Raw genomic sequence first — 16,713 nt, forward strand, 5'->3', positions numbered from 1 at the left:
CTGGTGGCAGCGGCGGCGGTGCTCGCGGTGCTCCAGCTCTGGGCGGGCGGTGGCCCCTCGCGGGCCAACATGACCGTGCTGATCCCGCAGGGCGCGACGCTCAGCCGGGCGGCGACCGAGTTGGAGAAGGCGGGCGCGATCCGCTCGGCCCGGCAGTTCGTGCTGCTCTCGAAGGTCTTCGGCGGCGGCGCGCCGATCAAGGCGGGCGAGTATCGCCTGCTCGCGCGCCAGAGCCAGTCGGACATCCTCAAGGACCTGCAGGGCGGCAAGACGCTCCAGCGCAAGATCACCGTCGCGGAAGGCGTGCCCTCGATCCTCGTCCACGAGGCGCTGATGAAGGCCGAAGGGCTCACCGGCGAGGTGGCGGTGCCAGCCGAGGGCAGCGTGCTGCCCGACACCTATGCCTATAACCGCGGGGAGACGCGCGCCGCGTTGCTCGCGCGGATGCAGAAGGCGATGACCGACTATCTCGCCCAGGCCTGGGCGCGGCGGAAGCCGGGGATCGCGGTGACGACGCCGGCGGAGGCGCTGACGCTCGCCTCGATCGTCGAGAAGGAGACGAGCAAGCCCGAGGAGCGCCGGACGGTCGCCGCAGTCTATTCGAACCGCCTGAAGCAGAACATGATGCTCCAGGCCGATCCGACGATCATCTACCCGATCACCAAGGGCAAGCCGCTCGGCCGGCGCATCCTCCAGTCGGAAGTGCGCGCGGTGAACCCGTACAACACCTATGCGATGACCGGCCTGCCAGTGGGCCCGATCGCCAATCCGGGCCGCGAATCGATCGACGCGGTGCTAGATCCGGCGCAGTCCTCGGCTTTGTACTTCGTCGCCAAGGGCGACGGCGGCCACGTATTCTCCGACACCTATGAGCAGCACCAGGCGAACGTGCAGAAATGGTATGCTATACGTAAGGCGCGCGGGGAGATGTAGCTCGTCCGCGAAGGGGGGACGTATGAGCGGACGCACGAAGACTTCTCTCGCTGTAGTAGCCGCATTGTTGATCGCTTCCACCGCGCGAGCCGTGCCGGCCGCGAACGAAGTTCAGCAGGGCCAGAATCTGAATGTCGAGGATCGCGTCAAAAGGATCATCGTCGAGCAATTGGGTGTCGAGCCGAAGCGCGTCACCCTGGCGGCCAGGTTCAAGGAGGATCTAGGAGCCGACAGCCTCGACGTCGTCGAGCTGGTCATGGGTTTCGAAGAGGAATTCGGTATCACCTATCCGGACGACGCAGCCGAGAAGATGCTCACCGTCCGTAGCGCGATCGACTTCATAAAAGCTACGCTGGCCAAGCGTTAGCGCGCCAGCCCCGCCGCTTCGCGCGCCAGCGTCTCGACCTGCTCGAGGCTCGCGCCCTTGGGGGTGATCCAGCTGCCGCCGACGCAGAGCACCGGATCGAAGCCCAGCCATTCCGGCGCGGTGGCGAGGCTCACTCCGCCGGTCGGGCAGAAGCGCGCCTGGTAGAAGGGGGCCGCGAGCGCCTTGAGCGCCTTGAGCCCGCCCGAGGTCTCGGCAGGGAAGAACTTGAAGTGCGTCAGGCCAAGATCGAGCCCGCGCATGATGTCGGCCGCATTGGCGACGCCCGGCAGGAAGGGCACGCCGCTCGCGATCACCGGCTCGGCGAGCCGCTCGGTCAGCCCCGGCGAGACGATGAACTCGACATCGGCGTCCATCACCTGCTTGAACTGCTCGGTGTTGACCACGGTGCCGGCGCCGACGATCGCGCCCTCCACCTTCTTCATCTCCCGGATCGCCTCGATCGCCGCGGGCGTGCGCAGCGTCACTTCGAGCACGCGCAACCCGCCCTTGACCAGCGCCTCGGCGAGCGGGCGCGCGGTGGCGGCATCGTCGATCACCAGCACCGGGATCACCGGGCTGGTGCGCATGATGTCTGCAATCGTGGTCGTCACAGTGCGTGCTCCTGGGCGAAGGCCGCCGCGGCGCCGTAGAGGCCCGGCTGCGGATGCGTGATCAGCTTGACGGGGATCGACGCCATCAGGTTCCGGAACCGGCCCTTGGCAACGAAGCGCTCGCCGAAGCCCGATTGCAGCAAATGGTCCTTGAGTCGCAAGCCCAGACCGCCTGCGATCACCACGCCGGTCGGCCCATGCGTCAGCGCGAGGTCGCCCGCCACCGCGCCGAGGCTGAGGCAGAAGCGGTCGAGCGCGGCGACGGCGAGGCTGTCCTCGCCTTCGAACGCCAGCGCCCAGATCTTCTTGTCGTCGAGGCGCGGCACCGGCCGCTTCTCGAGCTCGGCCAGCGTCTCGTAGATCGCGACGATCGCGGGGCCGGCGACGATCCGCTCGGTCGAGACGCGGTTATATTCGCGCCGCAGCCTTTTGACGAAGGCGTCCTCGATCGGATCGAGCGGGGCGAAGTCGACATGCCCGCCCTCGGTCGCGATGATGTCGTAGCCGCCCTTGTGGCGGAACACCTGGGCGACGCCGAGCCCGGTGCCGGGGCCGCAGACCGTGATCGATCCGCGATCGGGCAATGGTGTCTCGGGTCCGCAGAGGTGCAGGAAGTCCGCGTCGTCGAGCTGCGCGACGGCGTGGCCGATCGCGGCGAAATCGTTGACGACGGTCCAGGTTTCGGCGCCCAGTCGCTCGGGGATCAGGGCAGGGCGGATGATCCAGGGATTGTTGGTGAGCTTGATCACCTCGCCGCCGACGGGCGACGCGACCGCGATCGCCGCGGCCTTGGGCAAAGGCCGCCCCAGCGTCTCGCCGAACGCTTGCCAGGCGAGCTGGAGGCTCGGATGCTCGGCGACCTTCTGCGTCACCGGCTCGGCCATCGTGACGACGCGCCCCTCCGCCACTTCCGCAATCGCAAAGCGGGCGTGGGTGCCTCCGATATCGACCGCGACGACTTCCATGCCTTCTCCCTGAACCTCCCGTGCCTGCATGCCTGTCAACGTTGGCATACAGTACGCGGCCCTTCTCTGCGCTGGGCCGCGAGATGTAAAGCCGCTGCTAGAGTCCGGCCTCCGCGAGCATCGCCGAACCGCCCATCTCGGCCTCGCTCGCATGGTGGCGCATCATCGCGAACAGCTCGCGCCCCGTGCCCTCGGCGGGCGGCGGCGCCACGCACTGTTCGCGGGCTGCCCACTCGGCCGGATCGACCAGGGCCTCGAGCACGCCCTGCTCGGCACAGACGCGCACCACGTCGCCGTCGCGTAGCTTGCCGATCGGCCCGCCGCCCAGTGCCTCGGGCGACAAATGGATCGCGCACGGCACCTTTCCGCTCGCCCCAGACATGCGCCCGTCGGTGACCAAAGCCACCCGGAAGCCGCGATTCTGCAGCACGCCCAGCGGCGGAGTGAGTTTATGCAGCTCGGGCATGCCGTTGGCCTTCGGGCCTTGGAAGCGGACCACGACCACTACGTCGCGTTCGAGCTCGCCGGCCTTGAACGCCGCCTGCACCTCATTCTGGTCTGCGAACACCCGGCACGGCGCCTCGATCGTCCAGCGGTCGCGCTCGACCGCCGAGACCTTGATGCAGGCGCGGCCCAGATTGCCCTTGAGGATGCGGAAACCGCCTTCGGGCGAGAAGGGCGCGTCGATCGTGCGGACGATGCTGTCGTCACCGCTCTTCTCGGGATGCTCGTGCCAGACGAGTTGCTCGTCCTCGATATCCGGCTTGCGGCCATAGGCCGGCATGCCGTCCTTTGCGATCGTGAGCGTGTCGCCGTGCATCAGCCCGCCGCGCAGCAGCTCGCGGATCACGAAGCTCGGCCCGCCGGCATCCTCGAAGCCGTTCACGTCTGCCGAGCCGTTGGGATAGACGCGGGTCAGCAGCGGCACGGTGCGCGAGAGCCGGTCGAAATCGTCCCAGTCGATCAGGATACCCGCCGCGCGCGCGAAGGCGGGAAGGTGGATCAGGTGGTTGGTCGATCCGCCGGTGGCGAGCAGCACGATCGCGGCGTTCACGATCGCCTTCTCGTCGACGACGTGGCCGATCGGCCGATAGTCGTTGCCGTTCCAGCCGATCTCGACGAGCCGCTGCACCGCCGCCCGCGTCAGCTCCTGGCGCAGCTTGGTGCCCGGATTGGCGAAGGCGGCGCCGGGCATGTGGAGGCCCATCGCCTCCATCATCATCTGGTTCGAATTGGCGGTGCCGTAGAAGGTGCAGGTGCCCTTCGAATGATAAGCGGCGATCTCGGCGGCGAGCAGTTCCTCGCGTCCGACCTTGCCCTCGGCATAGCGTTCGCGGACCGCGGCCTTCTCCTTGTTGGGAAGTCCCGAGCGCATCGGGCCGCCGGGGATCATCACCATCGGCAGGTGGCCAAAGCGCAGCGCGCCGATCAGCAGGCCGGGAACGATCTTGTCGCAGATGCCGAGCAGGGCCGCGCCCTCGAACACGCGGTGGCTGAGCGCGATGCCGGTGGAGAGCGCGATCGTGTCGCGGCTGAACAGGGAGAGCTCCATGCCGGCATAGCCCTGCGTCACGCCGTCGCACATCGCGGGCACGCCGCCCGCCACCTGCGCGGTGGCGCCGGCCTCGAGCGCCCAGACCTTCATCTGCTCGGGGTAGCGATAATAGACCGCATGCGCCGAGAGCATGTCGTTGTACGAAGTGACGATGCCGATGTTCATCCGGTTCGCCGGCGTCAGCAGGTCGCGCTGCTCGTCGGTGCCGGCATAGGCATGCGCCAGGTTGGCGCAGCCGAGCTTGGGACGATCCGCGCCGCTTTCGCGCTCGCGGCGGATCAGGTCGAGATAGGCCGCGCGGCGGTCCCTGGAGCGCTCGATGACGCGATCGGTGACCGCGGCGATTTCGGGATGGAGGGTCATGGTTCGATCACTCATTTTCGATCGCCCTCACCCTTCCGCGGCCTTCGGCCGCTCCCTCCCTCTCCCATCGAGAGAGGGAAGGGGCCCGCCGCCGTCAGGCGGTGGGAAGAGTGAGGGCGATCCGCATTTCTACGCCGCCCAGTGGATATCCACCGGCAGCTCGACATCGGCGAGGACGCGGCCGACCGGATAGTTCGACGACGCACCCTGCTCGATCGCCGTTTCGAGCACGTCGCGCTTCGCCTGGCCCGTCACGGCGATCATCAGCGCACGGGCGGAGACGATCGCCGAACGGCTCAGCGTCACGCGCGCGACGGGCGCCTCGGGGGGCAGCGGATCGGGCGTCACGCCGAGCGCGCGGCGCTCGCGCGGGCCGTTGAGCGCTTCGTCATAATCGGGGCCGGGGAAGATCGACGCGCAATGACCGTCGCCACCGACGCCGAGCAGGCAGAGGTCTAGCGGCCAGTGCAGGTCCTGCAGGATCGCGTCCGCCGCGCGGCCCGCGGCCTTGTAGTCGGCGACGGTCGCGCTGATCAGCGGGATCACCCGCGCGCCCTTGGGGATGAACACCTTGCCGATCGCGGTGACGTTGGACAGCGGATCGCCCAGCGGCACGAGCCGGTCGTCGCCGGGGACGATCGTCACGCGCTTCCAGTCGAGCTTCGCCTTGGCCAGCTTCTCGTAGATCGGCAGCGGCGTCTTGCCGCCCGCGAGTGCTATCACCGCGGCGCCGCGCGCGTCGATCGCGCTCTCGATGATGAACTGCACGTCGCCCGCGACGGCCTCGGCCATCTCGTCGGCGTCGTCATATTCCCACCATTCGATTTCGGTCGTCATTCTGGCTCCTGCGTGTTCGGTGGGTTCGTCATGGATATGGGGCGGGGCGGCTATTCGTTCCACGTCACGCCATCGCGCTCGGTGAGCGCGATCGACGCAGACGGGCCCCAGCTGCCCGAGGCATAGGGCTTGGGCTTCATGTCGTTGGCGTCCCAGCCGGCGCGGATGCCGTCGATCCACTCCCATTGCGCCTCGACCTCGTCGCGGCGGACGAACAGGGTCGGGTCGCCTTCGATCAGGTCGAGCAGCAGCCGCTCATAAGCGATGCGACGGCGCGTGCCGGCGAATTCGGTGTCGAGGCTGAGGTTGAGCGGCACTTCGCGCAGCCGCACGCCCTCGCGGTCGAGCCCCGGCTGCTTGGCCATCACGAGCAGCCGGACATATTCCTCGGGCTGCAGCCGGATCACCAGCGTGTTGGGCTGGAGCATGCCGCCGCGATCGGCGAAGATCGAATGCGGCACGGGCTTGAACTGGACGACGATCTCGCTGCGCCGTTCGCCCAGCCTTTTGCCGGTGCGCAGGTAGAAGGGCACGCCCTGCCAGCGCCAATTGTCGACATGCGCCTTGATCGCGACGAAGGTCTCGGTGTTCGAGGGCTTCTCCAGATCGCTCGCATAGTCGCGGACGATCTCACCCTTCACCGCGCCGCCGCCATATTGGCCGGTCACCGTCAGCTGCGGCGCCTCCTGCGCGCTGATCTTGCGCAGCGAGCGGAACACCTTGACCTTCTCATCGCGGATCGCGGTGCCGTCGAAGCGGGCAGGGGGCTCCATCGCGATCAGCGCGAGCAACTGGAGCATGTGGTTCTGGACCATGTCGCGCAGTGCGCCGGTCTCGTCATAGAAGCCCGCGCGGCCTTCCAGGCCTACGGTCTCCGAGACGGTGATCTGGACGTGATCGATCCCCTGCGCGTTCCACACCGGCTCGAACAGCGAATTGCCGAAGCGTAGCGCGAGGATGTTCTGGACCGTCTCCTTGCCGAGATAATGGTCGATCCGGAAGGTCCGCTCCTCGGGAAAGGCGCCGGCGACGAGGTCGTTGATCTCGCAGCTCGAGGCGAGGTCCTTGCCCAGCGGCTTCTCGAGGCTGATGCGGACATTGTCGCCGGCGAGCCCCGCACCCTTGAGGCCCTCGATCGTCGGCCCGAACAGCCAGGGCGCGGTCGACAGGAAGATGGCGAGCCCGCCCGAGATGTCGCCCAGCTTGTCCTTCAGCGCGGCGAAGCCCTCGCTCTTCGACGCGTCGAGCGCCTGATAGTACAGGCGTTCGAGAAAGCTGCCGACAGCGCTGTCATCCTTGCGGTCGGCGGGGAGGAATTCATCGAGCGCGTGGCGGGCGAATTCGCGGAAGGATTCGTCGTCCTTCTCCGAGCGCGCGGTACCGGTGATCGTCAGTCCGGCCGGCAGCAATCCGTCGGCATGCAGTGCGTAGAGCGACGGCAGCAGCATCCGCTGCGCGAGATCGCCGGTGGCTCCGAACAACAGCAATTTGCCCACGGGTTGGTGCATCTTTTGCCTCGCGTCGACTGGTTTCGAACGCGAGACACCAACGGGCGCCAAAGATCAAGCGGGTGTGGGCATTTCCATCATCCGGAGAAAGGGAGAGCTTCTGGAGAGAGATTGTTCGCGCAGAGGCGCAGAGAGCGCAGAGAAAGGTATTCGCCGCTTCAGCGGCGCTCCAAGGCACCGGAATGCAAAGCCCGCCATCGGTGCAATCGGACGCCATCTCTGCGTCCTCTGCGCCTCTGCGCGAACCAGATTTTCCCGAACCGGAAGTTTAGAGCACCAGCCCCGCGGTCGGATCGAGCCCGGCCATGATGTTGAGGTTCTGCACCGCCGCGCCGGCGGCGCCCTTGCCGAGATTGTCGAGCGTCGCCACCAGCCGCGCCTGGCCGCGCTCGGCATTGCCGAACACGCGGATGCTCAGCCGATCGGTGCCCGCATCCTCCTCGATCGAGACCGTCGAGACGTTGCCGGGCAGCACGCGGAGCAGCGGGGAATCCTTGTACGCGTCGCGCAGCGCGTTCTCGATCGCCTCGAGCGAAGGCCGGCGCGTGAAGGCGTGGAGGGGCAGGGGCACCTCGACCACCATCCCGCGATAGGTCCGCACCACAGCGGGCTGGAAGATCGGCGGGTGCTCGATACGCGCATGCTTCTGCATCTCGGGCACATGCTTGTGCTCGAGGCCCAGGCCGTAGCCGCGGAACGCCGTGGCGGTGAAGCTGTCCGAATGCTGGTCCTCGAACTCGGCGATCATCGACCTGCCGCCGCCCGAATAGCCCGAGACGGCGTTGACGGTGAAACTATGGTCGAGCGGCACGAGCCCCGCACGCACGAGCGGGCGCACCAGCGCGAGGAAGCCGGTGGGATAGCAGCCGGGATTGCTCACCCGCCGCGCCTCGGCGATTGTCGCCGCCTGGCCCGGCTCGAGCTCGGCGAAGCCATAGACCCAATCGGGCGCGACGCGGTGCGCGGTCGAGGCGTCGATCACGCGAACCTTCTCGGCCTGGATCATCGCCACCGCCTCGCGCGCCGCGTCGTCGGGCAGGCAGAGGATGACGAAGTCGGCCGAATTGAGCGCATCCTCGCGCTTCTTCGGATCCTTGCGATCGGCATCGGCGAGGATGATCTGCTCGATGCCCGCGCGGCCGTCGAGCCGCTCGCGGATCTCGAGGCCCGTGGTGCCCACGGCACCGTCGATGAAGACGCGGATGGTCATTGCGGGTCCGCCAGCGCCGCTGCGGGGAGGTAGCCGACAAGGCCCGGCCCGGGCGCTACGCCCCACGCATGGTTGCCGGCGAGCTCCAGCACCTCGAACACGTCGCCGGCGGCGAGATCGGCGAGCACTTCCGAATCGATCGCGGCGCTGGCGCGCAATGCGGCGGGGGTGGCGAGGGCTCGTGGCATCGGCGCGGCATAATGGGGCGCGAACACCCGGTCGGCCAGCCGCACATCGGCAAGGTCGCGCCGTACGGCGTCCACGCGCGAATCGATGGTCGCAGAGCGGCCCTTCAGCGAGAAGCGCTTACGCGTTGGCCCTGCGGGCGGCTGGCTGGCCGATGTTGTCGCCAGCGAGGAAATGCCCGAACTCTGCAAGAAACTCTGCCCCTTCAGCGGTACGCGCAACGAAGATGTTGCGTTTGTCGGTATCGTCACGTTGACGGCGCAGATAGCCGAGCGTCCCCAGGCGATTCAAGGCGCGGGTAACTACGGGCTTTGAAACGTTCAACGCCCGCGCCAGCCCGCGGACCGTATGCGGTCCAGGATCGAGATACACAAGCATCAGGAGCGCCATCTGCCGATTGGTGAGGTCGGGCTCGCCCGAGCGCACATAATCGATCAGCGTGTTCTTCCAGGACGAAAGCGACTGGTCGGGCATCGCGTTCACGGCATCTACTCATCCGTTACGTTCCCGGTTTCGTCCGGGAGCACTCACACAAACGCAGCTTGAGCCCACTGGTTTCAGTGCGATGGCGAAATGTTACGTTATTGTTTTGAAAGGGCCCTGTTGCACCGCGGCATGCGGCGCGGCAGACGCAGGTTGATCCCCGGCCATGGCTCCCCTATGTCGCCGCTTTCGCAACAGGTCCGGTCTCAATGTTCACCTTTCTGCTCGTCGTCCACGCCATCATCGCGGCACTGCTCGTGACCGTGATTCTCATGCAGCGCTCGGAGGGCGGCGGTCTCACCACGGGCGGCAGCCCGTCGGGCCTGATGTCGGCACGCGGCGCGGCGGACTTCCTGACCCGCGCGACGGCGATCCTCGCGACCTTGTTCATCGCGATGAGCATCCTGCTGGCGTTCATCGCCGCGACTCGCCACTCGACGACGATCGACACCTCGCTCCAGCGCGCACCCGTTGCGCCGGCCGCGGCGCCGACCAGCGCGCCCGCGGTGCCGTTCGCGGTCGGCAACACGACTGCTCCGGCCGGCAGCGCGGAGCCTGCGAACGCGACCGCGCCCGCCAACGGCTCGGTTCCGCTCGCGCAATAATCTTCCGCCGCTCTCCGGCGACGGCGGGCATATGAAAAAATAAGTGAGTCGCGCGCTTGTCGGCGCGCGCTCAATCACGTTAGGCGTTTCCTCCCATGGCGCGGTATATCTTCATCACCGGCGGCGTGGTCTCCTCGCTTGGCAAGGGTCTCATGGCAGCGAGCCTCGCGGCTCTGCTCCAGGCCCGGGGCTATCGGGTCCGCATCCGCAAGTTCGATCCCTATCTCAACGTCGATCCCGGCACGATGTCGCCGCACCAGCATGGTGAGGTCTACGTCACCGACGACGGGGCCGAGACCGATCTCGACCTGGGGCATTACGAGCGCTTCACCGGAGTCGCCTCGCGCCAGTCGGACAACGTCACCTCGGGGCGGATCTACAAGACGATCATCGAGCGCGAGCGCCGCGGCGACTATCTGGGCGCCACCGTCCAGGTGATCCCGCACGTCACCGACGCGATCAAGGCGTTCGCGCAGGACGAGACCGAGGACCTGGATTTCGTGCTCTGCGAGATCGGCGGCACGGTGGGCGACATCGAGTCGCTGCCCTTCATCGAGGCGATTCGCCAGCTCAGGAACGATCTCGGCCGCGGCCAGACGGTCAGCATCCACGTCACGCTGGTTCCCTTCATCGCCGCCGCGGGCGAGCTCAAGACCAAGCCGACCCAGCATTCGGTGCGCGAGCTTGCCGCATTGGGCGTCCAGCCCGACGTGCTCGTCTGCCGCTCGGAGCGCGATCTCCCCGCCGGCGAGCGCGCCAAGATCGCCCAGTTCTGCAACGTGCCCGCCTCGGCGGTCATCCCCGCGCTCGATGCGAAGAGCATCTATGCGGTGCCGCTCCAATATCACCGCGAGGGCCTCGACTCCGAAGTGCTCAAGGCGTTCGGCATCGATCCCGGCGCACCGCCCCGGCTCGATCGCTGGGAAAACATCATGCGCCGCCTCGACAACCCCGAGGGCGAGGTCACGATCGGCGTGGTCGGCAAATATATGGGCGTGCCCGACGCCTATAAGTCGCTCCACGAGGCGCTGGTCCATGGCGGCATCGCCAACCAGGTGAAGGTCAACATCCGCTGGCTCGACGCCGAACTGTTCGAGCGCGACGCGGAGGAGATCGCCTCCAAGCTCGAGCCGATGCACGGCATCCTCGTCCCCGGCGGCTTCGGCGAGCGCGGCAGCGAGGGCAAGATCGCCGGCGTGCGCTTCGCCCGCGAGCGCGGCGTACCCTTCTTCGGCATCTGCCTCGGCATGCAGATGGCGTGCGTCGATGCCGCGCGCGACCAGGGGCTGGCCAATGCCTCGACCACCGAATTCGGCCCGACCGAGGAGCCGGTGGTCGGTATGATCACCGAATGGATGACCGCCGAGGGCATCCAGAAGCGCGAGGAAGGCGGCGATCTCGGCGGGACGATGCGCCTCGGCGCCTATCCGGCCAAGCTCAGCGGCAACAGCGTCGTCGGCTCGATCTACGGCGCCAATGAGATCAGCGAGCGCCACCGCCATCGCTACGAGGTCAACACCCGCTACAAGCCGTTGCTCGAAAAGGGCGGCCTCGTCTTCTCGGGCATGTCGCCTGACGGTACGCTGCCCGAAATCGTCGAGCGGCCCGATCACCCCTGGTTCGTCGGCGTCCAGTTCCACCCGGAGCTCAAGTCCAAGCCGTTCGATCCGCACCCGCTGTTCGCGAGCTTCATCGAGGCCGCCGTCAAGCAGAGCCGGTTGGTCTAGGTCGTATCGACGTTCAGGCGAGCGAGGATTTTCCATCCTCCCCCGCCAGGGGGAGGTGGCACGCGCAGCGTGACGGAGGGGGCGGAAGCACTGCGCTCAATTGGAGAGGACACTGCTTACCTCCCCCTCCGACGCCTTCGGCGCCACCTCCCCCTGGCGGGGGAGGACTTTGAATGTCGATACGCCCTAATCCCCGGTCGGAGACGCCGGCGGCCGGCTTGCCTGCATCATCAGTTCTGCCGCCGCGCGATAGCGGGGATCGCGCTTGCGGCGCAGCAACGTGTCGGCGGTCAGTCCCGTGGCATCGGCGATGTCGCTTCGCGCGCCATGCAGGGCGAAGAGCTGGAAATGCTCGGGCGCGCTACCCTTTCTGAGCATCAGGTGCAGCGCGGTCGCGCCTTCGGCGTTGCGGACGTTGGGATCAGCACCCGCCTTCAGCAGTTCCTCGGCAGGGCCAAACTTGCTCCAGGCCACTGCGCCGAGCAGCGGCGTATCGCCTCGCTCGGCGCCTTCCTCGATGTTCGCGCCATATTCGAGCAACAGCCTGATCGCGTCCCGGTCCTCGTTCCAGACCGCGGCGAACAGGCAGTAGTTCGGATCGGCGCCGAGCTTGAGCAAATGCTCGGCCAGCTTGAGGTTCCGTCCTCGCGAGATCGCATGCCATAGCGGCGTAGCGCGCCATGCGCCTTCGGTGAACGCGGCGGCGTCCAGCCCGAGACCTGCCGTGAGCAGCACCTCTGCGGTCCGGATGCTCGCTTCGTCCTCGCCGGGGCTCATGCAAGCGTGGTGCAGCCAATTCCGCCCGCGCTCGTCGGACATTTCGGTCAGGTCCGGCCGCTCGGTCAGTCCCTTCTCGACTTCCCGCCAACGATGCGCCCGCACCGATTCGCGCAAGCTCGTCTTCGAAACCATCGTCGCATTCTACATCGATCCGGTTTGCGGCAAAACGGGCGCAGCCTCTGCTGCGGATCGTCGACGGGTGCAGCAACCCGACAAAGGCCCTCCCGCCGCATTGCAGCATCGGCTAACGGGGGCGGATGCGTATCTTGCTCGCCGCGCTGGCGGTTCTGTTGCTTTCGCCCGCTGTCGGGCCCGCCGCTGCGCAAGACCGGCCGCTCCCCGGCATGGTTCGTGTGCGGATCGAGACCAGCGAAGGGCCGATCGTCCTCGCGCTCGACGCGAAGCGTGCTCCGAAGACTGTCGCGAACTTCCTCGCTTATGTCGATGACGGGCGGCTCGACGGTACCGGCTTCTACCGGGCGTCGCGTCGCACGGGGAATCCGAAGTTCGGCTTCGTCCAAGGCGGCGTCGCCAGCGATGCGCGGCGTATCCTGCCGTCGCCGCCGCTCGAGCCGACCAACCAGACCGGCATCCGTCACACCGACGGCACGATCTCGATGGCGCACGGCGCGAATATCGATGGAGCGACCGGCAACTTCTCGATCATGGTCGGCGACAATCCGTCGCTCGACGCGCGCGGCAGCGGCCGCAACGGCTATGCCGCGTTCGGCCGGGTCGTCTCGGGCATGGACGTCGTGCGGAAGATCCTCGCCAGGCCGACCGGCGGGGGCAGGGGGCCGATGCGCGGCCAGATGATCCAGCCCGGGCCGGTGAAGATCCTCCGCGCGGTCCGGCTCGACGGCACGCCCAAGCCCAGCGGCCAGGTCAAGCCCTGGTTGCTCGGCCCGACACGCTGGATCCAGCCCAGCTGAACGCTTCTCTCGGCAAACCAAAAGGCGCCCGGGCGTGTGCCCGAGCGCCCCTGCTGCAGCGCCCAAAGGGAGAAAAGCGCCGCTAGCCGTGGTGAGGATTATGCCGCGTCGCGATGCGCGATCGGCGTCGGCTGGCTGCCGGCATTCACGGCGATCTTCTTCGGCTTCATCGCTTCGGGAATCTCGCGAACCAGCTCGATGACGAGCAGGCCGTCGGCCAGGTTCGCGCTCTCGACGCGGACGAAGTCGGCGAGCTCGAAGCGGCGCTCGAAGCTGCGATTGGCGATGCCGAGATGCAGGAACGAGCTCGGGTTGTTCTCGTTCTCGTTCGCCTTCTTGCCCTGGACCAGGAGCAAATTCTGCTGCGCGGTCACGTCGATCTCGTCCGCCTTGAAGCCGGCGACAGCGAGCGTGATGCGATAATGGTCCTCGGCGAGGCGCTCGAGGTTGAAGGGAGGGTAATTCTCGCTGCCCGCCTGGCGCGCGCTGGCCTCGAGCAAGTCGAACAGCCGGTCGAAGCCGACGGTCGAGCGACGGAACGGAGTAAAGTCGAACTGACGCATTTCAAAACCTCTGATGAGCAAGTTGAACGTCTCTTGCGCTGCGCCCGGAAAACCGCGGCGCTGCTTGCCCCGGCCCAATTGGCACCGTGACAATGTGAATGTGGTTCGGCCCTTCGCATATTCAAGAGCGCCGGATCGCCCCCGTCGCGCGGCGAGAAACGGAGCTTCGGCTTCCCAAAGATTCGCTTGCTGGCTAATACCCACTAAATCCATCGACATTAGGGGTATTAGGACAAGGGGACGTTGATGAGCCTATCTTCGCTTACGCTGCTGCTTCTCGCAGGCGCTTCGCCGCTGGCGACCACCGCGCCCGACAGGGACGATCCGCCCGCCGTGGAAACCGCGGTCGAGGATCCCGCGGCGCAGGGCAATGAGGACATCGTCGTCACCGCCCGCCGCCGCGAGGAGCGCGTGCAGGAGGTGCCGATCGCGCTCTCGGTGCTGAGCGGCGAGGATCTGGCGGCGAGCGGCGCGTTCAACGTCAGCCGGCTCCAGCAATCGCAGCCGACGGTGCAATTCTTCTCGAGCAACCCGCGCAATTCGGCGATCAACATCCGCGGTCTCGGCGCGCCGTTCGGGCTCACCAATGACGGGATCGAGCAGGGCGTCGGCTTCTATATCGACGGCGTCTATATCGGCCGCGTCGGCGCCTCGACCCTGGACTTCGTCGATGTCGAGCGCGTCGAGGTGCTGCGCGGGCCGCAGGGCACACTCTACGGCAAGAACACCACTGCCGGCGCAATCAACATCACCACGCGCAAGCCGAGCTTCGAGCCCGAATCGCGCGTCGAGGTGAGCCTCGGCAACTACGAGTTCCTTCAGGCCAAGGCGTCGGTCTCGGCGCCGCTGAGCGAGAATCTGGCGTTCCGCCTCTCGACTTCGGGCACGACGCGCGAGGGCACCGTCCTCAACGTCCGCACCGGCGTCGACCAGCACCGGCAGCGCAATCTCGGCGTACGCGGCCAATTGCTGTGGCGCGCCACGCCCAATCTGGATTTTACCCTGTCGGGCGACTTCAACCGCCAGAATCCTCTGTGCTGCGTGCAATATTATGCGCGGGAAGGCGCGACCCAGCGCCCGCTCAACCGCCAATATGCCGCGCTCGCCGCGGCGTTCGGCTATGCCCCGCCGAGCAAGGATCCGTTCGATCGCGTGACCGATCTCGATGCCGCGTCGAACTCGCGGCAGGAGATCGGCGGCGCCTCGCTGGTCGGCAATTGGGACATTGGCGGCGCGACGATCACCTCGGTGACCGCCTGGCGCTATTGGGACTGGCTGCCCGCCAACGATCGCGACTTCACCGGCCTGCCGATCACCACCGTGTCGCAGAACCCGTCGCAGCAGAAGCAGTTCTCGCAGGAGCTGCGCGTCGCCTCGAACGGCTCGGGACCGCTCCAGTACACGTTCGGCGCCTTCTACTTCCATCAGACGATCGACACCCAGGGCTCGCAGGTCCAGGGCCCGGCGGCGAGCCGCTGGCTGCTCAATCCGGGCGCCTCGGTGCCCCCGGGATCGAGCGGCTGCGCCACGCCGACCACTGCCGCGTGCAACCCGGCGGTGCTCAACGGCCTTACCTCGCGGAACACGATCAGCTTTGACAACACCAGCTTCGCGGTGTTCGGCAAGCTCAACTGGGAAGTCGTCGAAGGACTGCACATCCAGCCGGGCCTGCGCGTCAATTACGACAAGAAGAGCGGCTCCTACGTCTCGGTGGTCACCACCGGGAGCGGCAGCACCACGCTCACCGCAGACCAGCGCGGCGTGCTCGCGCCGCAGGCGTACGATCCCGAGTTCAGCGACTGGAACGTCTCGGGCGACTTCACCGTGTCGTACGATTTCAGCCCCGACATCCACGCTTATGCGACCTATGCGCGCAGCTTCAAATCGGGGGGCATCAACTTGTCGGGCCTGCCGCTCGACGCGTCGAACAACCCGATCCTCGCCTCGGCGACGGTGAAGCCCGAAAAGGTCAATCACTATGAGATCGGCCTCAAGACCCAGTTCGCCGATCGCAAGGTGACGCTCAACCTCGCGGGCTTCTGGACCGAGGTGAACGACTATCAGGCGACGGTGACCAACGGCCAGCTCGGCGTGATCCGCGGCTATCTCGCCAATGCCGAGAAGGTGCGCGTCCGCGGTTTCGAGCTCGACAGCAGCTTCCGCCCGAGCCCGCGCTTCAACGTCTACGGCAATGCCGCCTATACCGATGCGATCTATGTCAGCTTCAAGGACGCGCCGTGCCCGCCCGAGCTCTCGGGCGGGGCCGCCGCGACCGTTGCGAACCCGGCGAGCGCGCCGGGTACACCCGGCGGCTTCAGCCCGGCCAATTGCGACATCTCCGGCCAGTGGCTTCCCGGCATTTCCAAATGGTCGCTGTCATGGGGCGGCGAGGGCAATGTCCCGGTCGGCAACGGCCAGGTCTATCTCGGCTATGACGGCAGCTACCGCTCGAAATTCTCGTCGAACCCGTCGCGTTCGCTCTACACCGACATCGACGGCTATTCGCTGCACAACTTCCGCCTCGGCTATCGCGAGGGAGACTTCAACATATTCGCATGGGTCCGCAACGCCTTCGACCAGGAGTATTTCGAGCTGCTTTCGGCGCAATCGGGGAGCACCGGCCTGATCGTCGGCCAGCCCGCCGATCCGCGCACTTATGGTCTGACGATCAGCAGCAGCTTCTGATCGTCGCACGCGCTAACGTCTCGCCATGGCCGGGGGACGTTAGGGAGAGGGAGGCGGCGCCCGCACCGCCTCCCTCTTTCCCCACAGTGAAGGGTGAGGGAAGCGCATCGAGAGCCCCGGAAACGGCAAACGCCCGGACCGTTTCCGATCCGGGCGCCTGCGTGACGACTGCTCGTCAGCCCCCTTTGTCAGGCTCTGCCCGCGCGCCCGTACTTGCCTACGAGCGGGGCGGAGCCCTCCCCGAACCACGGCCTTTGCTGCCTGCGTTTCGACACGGATTTGCTACGTCGCCGGGCTTAGTTTGTCACCGGGTTTACAAGGGCTAGTCGCAGATTGGTGGCACCCTGTGTTGAATCGGCAACATAGCGGACATACGGCACGCGGCGGAGGTCCATTGCCAGCT

Annotated in this window: 16 protein-coding genes; 6 read left to right on the forward strand and 10 right to left on the reverse strand. The window is 66.9% G+C overall.

What is annotated here, in order from left to right; genetic code table 11:
- Together mltG and MT490_RS01895 are read left to right on the forward strand one after the other, a co-directional pair.
- The gene (mltG, locus tag MT490_RS01890; RefSeq protein WP_297383773.1) at positions 1-933 is read left to right on the forward strand and encodes an endolytic transglycosylase MltG; all 933 of its coding nucleotides are present in this window, start codon (positions 1-3) and stop codon (positions 931-933) included.
- Between the two features lie 127 nt (positions 934-1,060).
- Positions 1,061-1,300, forward strand: a complete 240-nt coding sequence (locus MT490_RS01895) for an acyl carrier protein (protein WP_297383793.1) — start codon at positions 1,061-1,063, stop codon at positions 1,298-1,300.
- On the opposite strand, the gene eda is transcribed toward MT490_RS01895, so the two are convergent.
- The 8 genes from eda to MT490_RS01935 form a co-directional block, all read right to left on the reverse strand.
- On the reverse strand, positions 1,297-1,887 hold the full coding sequence (gene eda / locus MT490_RS01900) for a bifunctional 4-hydroxy-2-oxoglutarate aldolase/2-dehydro-3-deoxy-phosphogluconate aldolase (RefSeq protein ID WP_297383795.1): 591 nt from the start codon (positions 1,885-1,887) through the stop codon (positions 1,297-1,299). The two genes, MT490_RS01895 and eda, sit on opposite strands and share 4 nt — an antisense overlap.
- 20 nt (positions 1,888-1,907) lie before the next feature.
- Complete coding sequence (glk, locus tag MT490_RS01905; protein WP_297383775.1) at positions 1,908-2,876, reverse strand: glucokinase; 969 nt, start codon at positions 2,874-2,876, stop codon at positions 1,908-1,910.
- Positions 2,877-2,973: 97 nt separating this feature from the next.
- On the reverse strand, positions 2,974-4,794 hold the full coding sequence (gene edd, locus MT490_RS01910; RefSeq protein ID WP_297383797.1) for a phosphogluconate dehydratase: 1,821 nt from the start codon (positions 4,792-4,794) through the stop codon (positions 2,974-2,976).
- A gap of 129 nt (positions 4,795-4,923) precedes the next feature.
- On the reverse strand, positions 4,924-5,631 hold the full coding sequence (pgl, locus tag MT490_RS01915; RefSeq protein WP_297383777.1) for a 6-phosphogluconolactonase: 708 nt from the start codon (positions 5,629-5,631) through the stop codon (positions 4,924-4,926).
- A gap of 50 nt (positions 5,632-5,681) precedes the next feature.
- The gene (zwf, locus tag MT490_RS01920; protein WP_297383779.1) at positions 5,682-7,139 is read right to left on the reverse strand and encodes a glucose-6-phosphate dehydrogenase; all 1,458 of its coding nucleotides are present in this window, start codon (positions 7,137-7,139) and stop codon (positions 5,682-5,684) included.
- Positions 7,140-7,407: 268 nt separating this feature from the next.
- Positions 7,408-8,349 (reverse strand): N-acetyl-gamma-glutamyl-phosphate reductase, encoded by a 942-nt coding sequence (argC, locus tag MT490_RS01925; RefSeq protein ID WP_297383780.1) that lies wholly within the window; start codon positions 8,347-8,349, stop codon positions 7,408-7,410.
- Positions 8,346-8,612, reverse strand: a complete 267-nt coding sequence (locus MT490_RS01930; RefSeq protein WP_297383781.1) for an SH3 domain-containing protein — start codon at positions 8,610-8,612, stop codon at positions 8,346-8,348. Before MT490_RS01930 ends, argC begins: the two co-directional genes overlap by 4 nt.
- Before the next feature lie 43 nt (positions 8,613-8,655).
- Entirely contained in the window at positions 8,656-9,009 is a 354-nt protein-coding gene (locus MT490_RS01935) for a MarR family transcriptional regulator (RefSeq protein WP_297383798.1), read from the reverse strand.
- A 218-nt stretch (positions 9,010-9,227) separates the two neighbouring features.
- On the opposite strand from MT490_RS01935, the gene secG reads away from it, so the two are divergent.
- Both secG and MT490_RS01945 read left to right on the forward strand, forming a co-directional pair.
- Positions 9,228-9,623 (forward strand): preprotein translocase subunit SecG, encoded by a 396-nt coding sequence (gene secG, locus MT490_RS01940; protein ID WP_297383783.1) that lies wholly within the window; start codon positions 9,228-9,230, stop codon positions 9,621-9,623.
- A 95-nt stretch (positions 9,624-9,718) separates the two neighbouring features.
- On the forward strand, positions 9,719-11,350 hold the full coding sequence (locus MT490_RS01945) for a CTP synthase (protein WP_297383785.1): 1,632 nt from the start codon (positions 9,719-9,721) through the stop codon (positions 11,348-11,350).
- Positions 11,351-11,536: 186 nt separating this feature from the next.
- Here MT490_RS01945 and MT490_RS01950 read toward each other — a convergent pair whose 3' ends face one another.
- Positions 11,537-12,262 carry an ankyrin repeat domain-containing protein gene (locus MT490_RS01950; RefSeq protein ID WP_297383787.1) on the reverse strand — a complete coding sequence of 242 codons (726 nt, stop codon included), beginning with the start codon at positions 12,260-12,262 and terminating at the stop codon, positions 11,537-11,539.
- 125 nt (positions 12,263-12,387) lie between these two features.
- Here MT490_RS01950 and MT490_RS01955 point away from each other — a divergent pair, with 125 nt between their 5' ends.
- Complete coding sequence (locus MT490_RS01955) at positions 12,388-13,062, forward strand: peptidylprolyl isomerase (protein WP_297383789.1); 675 nt, start codon at positions 12,388-12,390, stop codon at positions 13,060-13,062.
- 98 nt (positions 13,063-13,160) lie between these two features.
- On the opposite strand, the gene MT490_RS01960 is transcribed toward MT490_RS01955, so the two are convergent.
- Complete coding sequence (locus tag MT490_RS01960) at positions 13,161-13,625, reverse strand: Hsp20 family protein (protein ID WP_297383790.1); 465 nt, start codon at positions 13,623-13,625, stop codon at positions 13,161-13,163.
- A 246-nt stretch (positions 13,626-13,871) separates the two neighbouring features.
- Here MT490_RS01960 and MT490_RS01965 point away from each other — a divergent pair, with 246 nt between their 5' ends.
- Entirely contained in the window at positions 13,872-16,310 is a 2,439-nt protein-coding gene (locus tag MT490_RS01965) for a TonB-dependent receptor (protein WP_297383791.1), read from the forward strand.
- The last annotated feature ends 403 nt before the right edge of the window (positions 16,311-16,713 follow it).

Origin of the sequence: Sphingomonas sp., assembly GCF_026460985.1 — a bacterium.
GTDB lineage: Bacteria > Pseudomonadota > Alphaproteobacteria > Sphingomonadales > Sphingomonadaceae > Sphingomonas.

What these genes read in the sequence shown, in the direction of transcription:
- eda (WP_297383795.1), bottom strand. Translation starts at nt 1,887, where the DNA reads ATGCGCACCAGCCCGGTGATCCCGGTGCTGGTGATCGACGATGCCGCC.
- glk (WP_297383775.1), bottom strand. Translation starts at nt 2,876, where the DNA reads ATGGAAGTCGTCGCGGTCGATATCGGAGGCACCCACGCCCGCTTTGCG.
- edd (WP_297383797.1), bottom strand. Translation starts at nt 4,794, where the DNA reads ATGACCCTCCATCCCGAAATCGCCGCGGTCACCGATCGCGTCATCGAG.
- pgl (WP_297383777.1), bottom strand. Translation starts at nt 5,631, where the DNA reads ATGACGACCGAAATCGAATGGTGGGAATATGACGACGCCGACGAGATG.
- zwf (WP_297383779.1), bottom strand. Translation starts at nt 7,139, where the DNA reads ATGCACCAACCCGTGGGCAAATTGCTGTTGTTCGGAGCCACCGGCGAT.
- argC (WP_297383780.1), bottom strand. Translation starts at nt 8,349, where the DNA reads ATGACCATCCGCGTCTTCATCGACGGTGCCGTGGGCACCACGGGCCTC.
- MT490_RS01935 (WP_297383798.1), bottom strand. Translation starts at nt 9,009, where the DNA reads ATGCCCGACCAGTCGCTTTCGTCCTGGAAGAACACGCTGATCGATTAT.
- secG (WP_297383783.1), top strand. Translation starts at nt 9,228, where the DNA reads ATGTTCACCTTTCTGCTCGTCGTCCACGCCATCATCGCGGCACTGCTC.
- MT490_RS01945 (WP_297383785.1), top strand. Translation starts at nt 9,719, where the DNA reads ATGGCGCGGTATATCTTCATCACCGGCGGCGTGGTCTCCTCGCTTGGC.
- MT490_RS01950 (WP_297383787.1), bottom strand. Translation starts at nt 12,262, where the DNA reads ATGGTTTCGAAGACGAGCTTGCGCGAATCGGTGCGGGCGCATCGTTGG.
- MT490_RS01955 (WP_297383789.1), top strand. Translation starts at nt 12,388, where the DNA reads ATGCGTATCTTGCTCGCCGCGCTGGCGGTTCTGTTGCTTTCGCCCGCT.
- MT490_RS01960 (WP_297383790.1), bottom strand. Translation starts at nt 13,625, where the DNA reads ATGCGTCAGTTCGACTTTACTCCGTTCCGTCGCTCGACCGTCGGCTTC.
- MT490_RS01965 (WP_297383791.1), top strand. Translation starts at nt 13,872, where the DNA reads ATGAGCCTATCTTCGCTTACGCTGCTGCTTCTCGCAGGCGCTTCGCCG.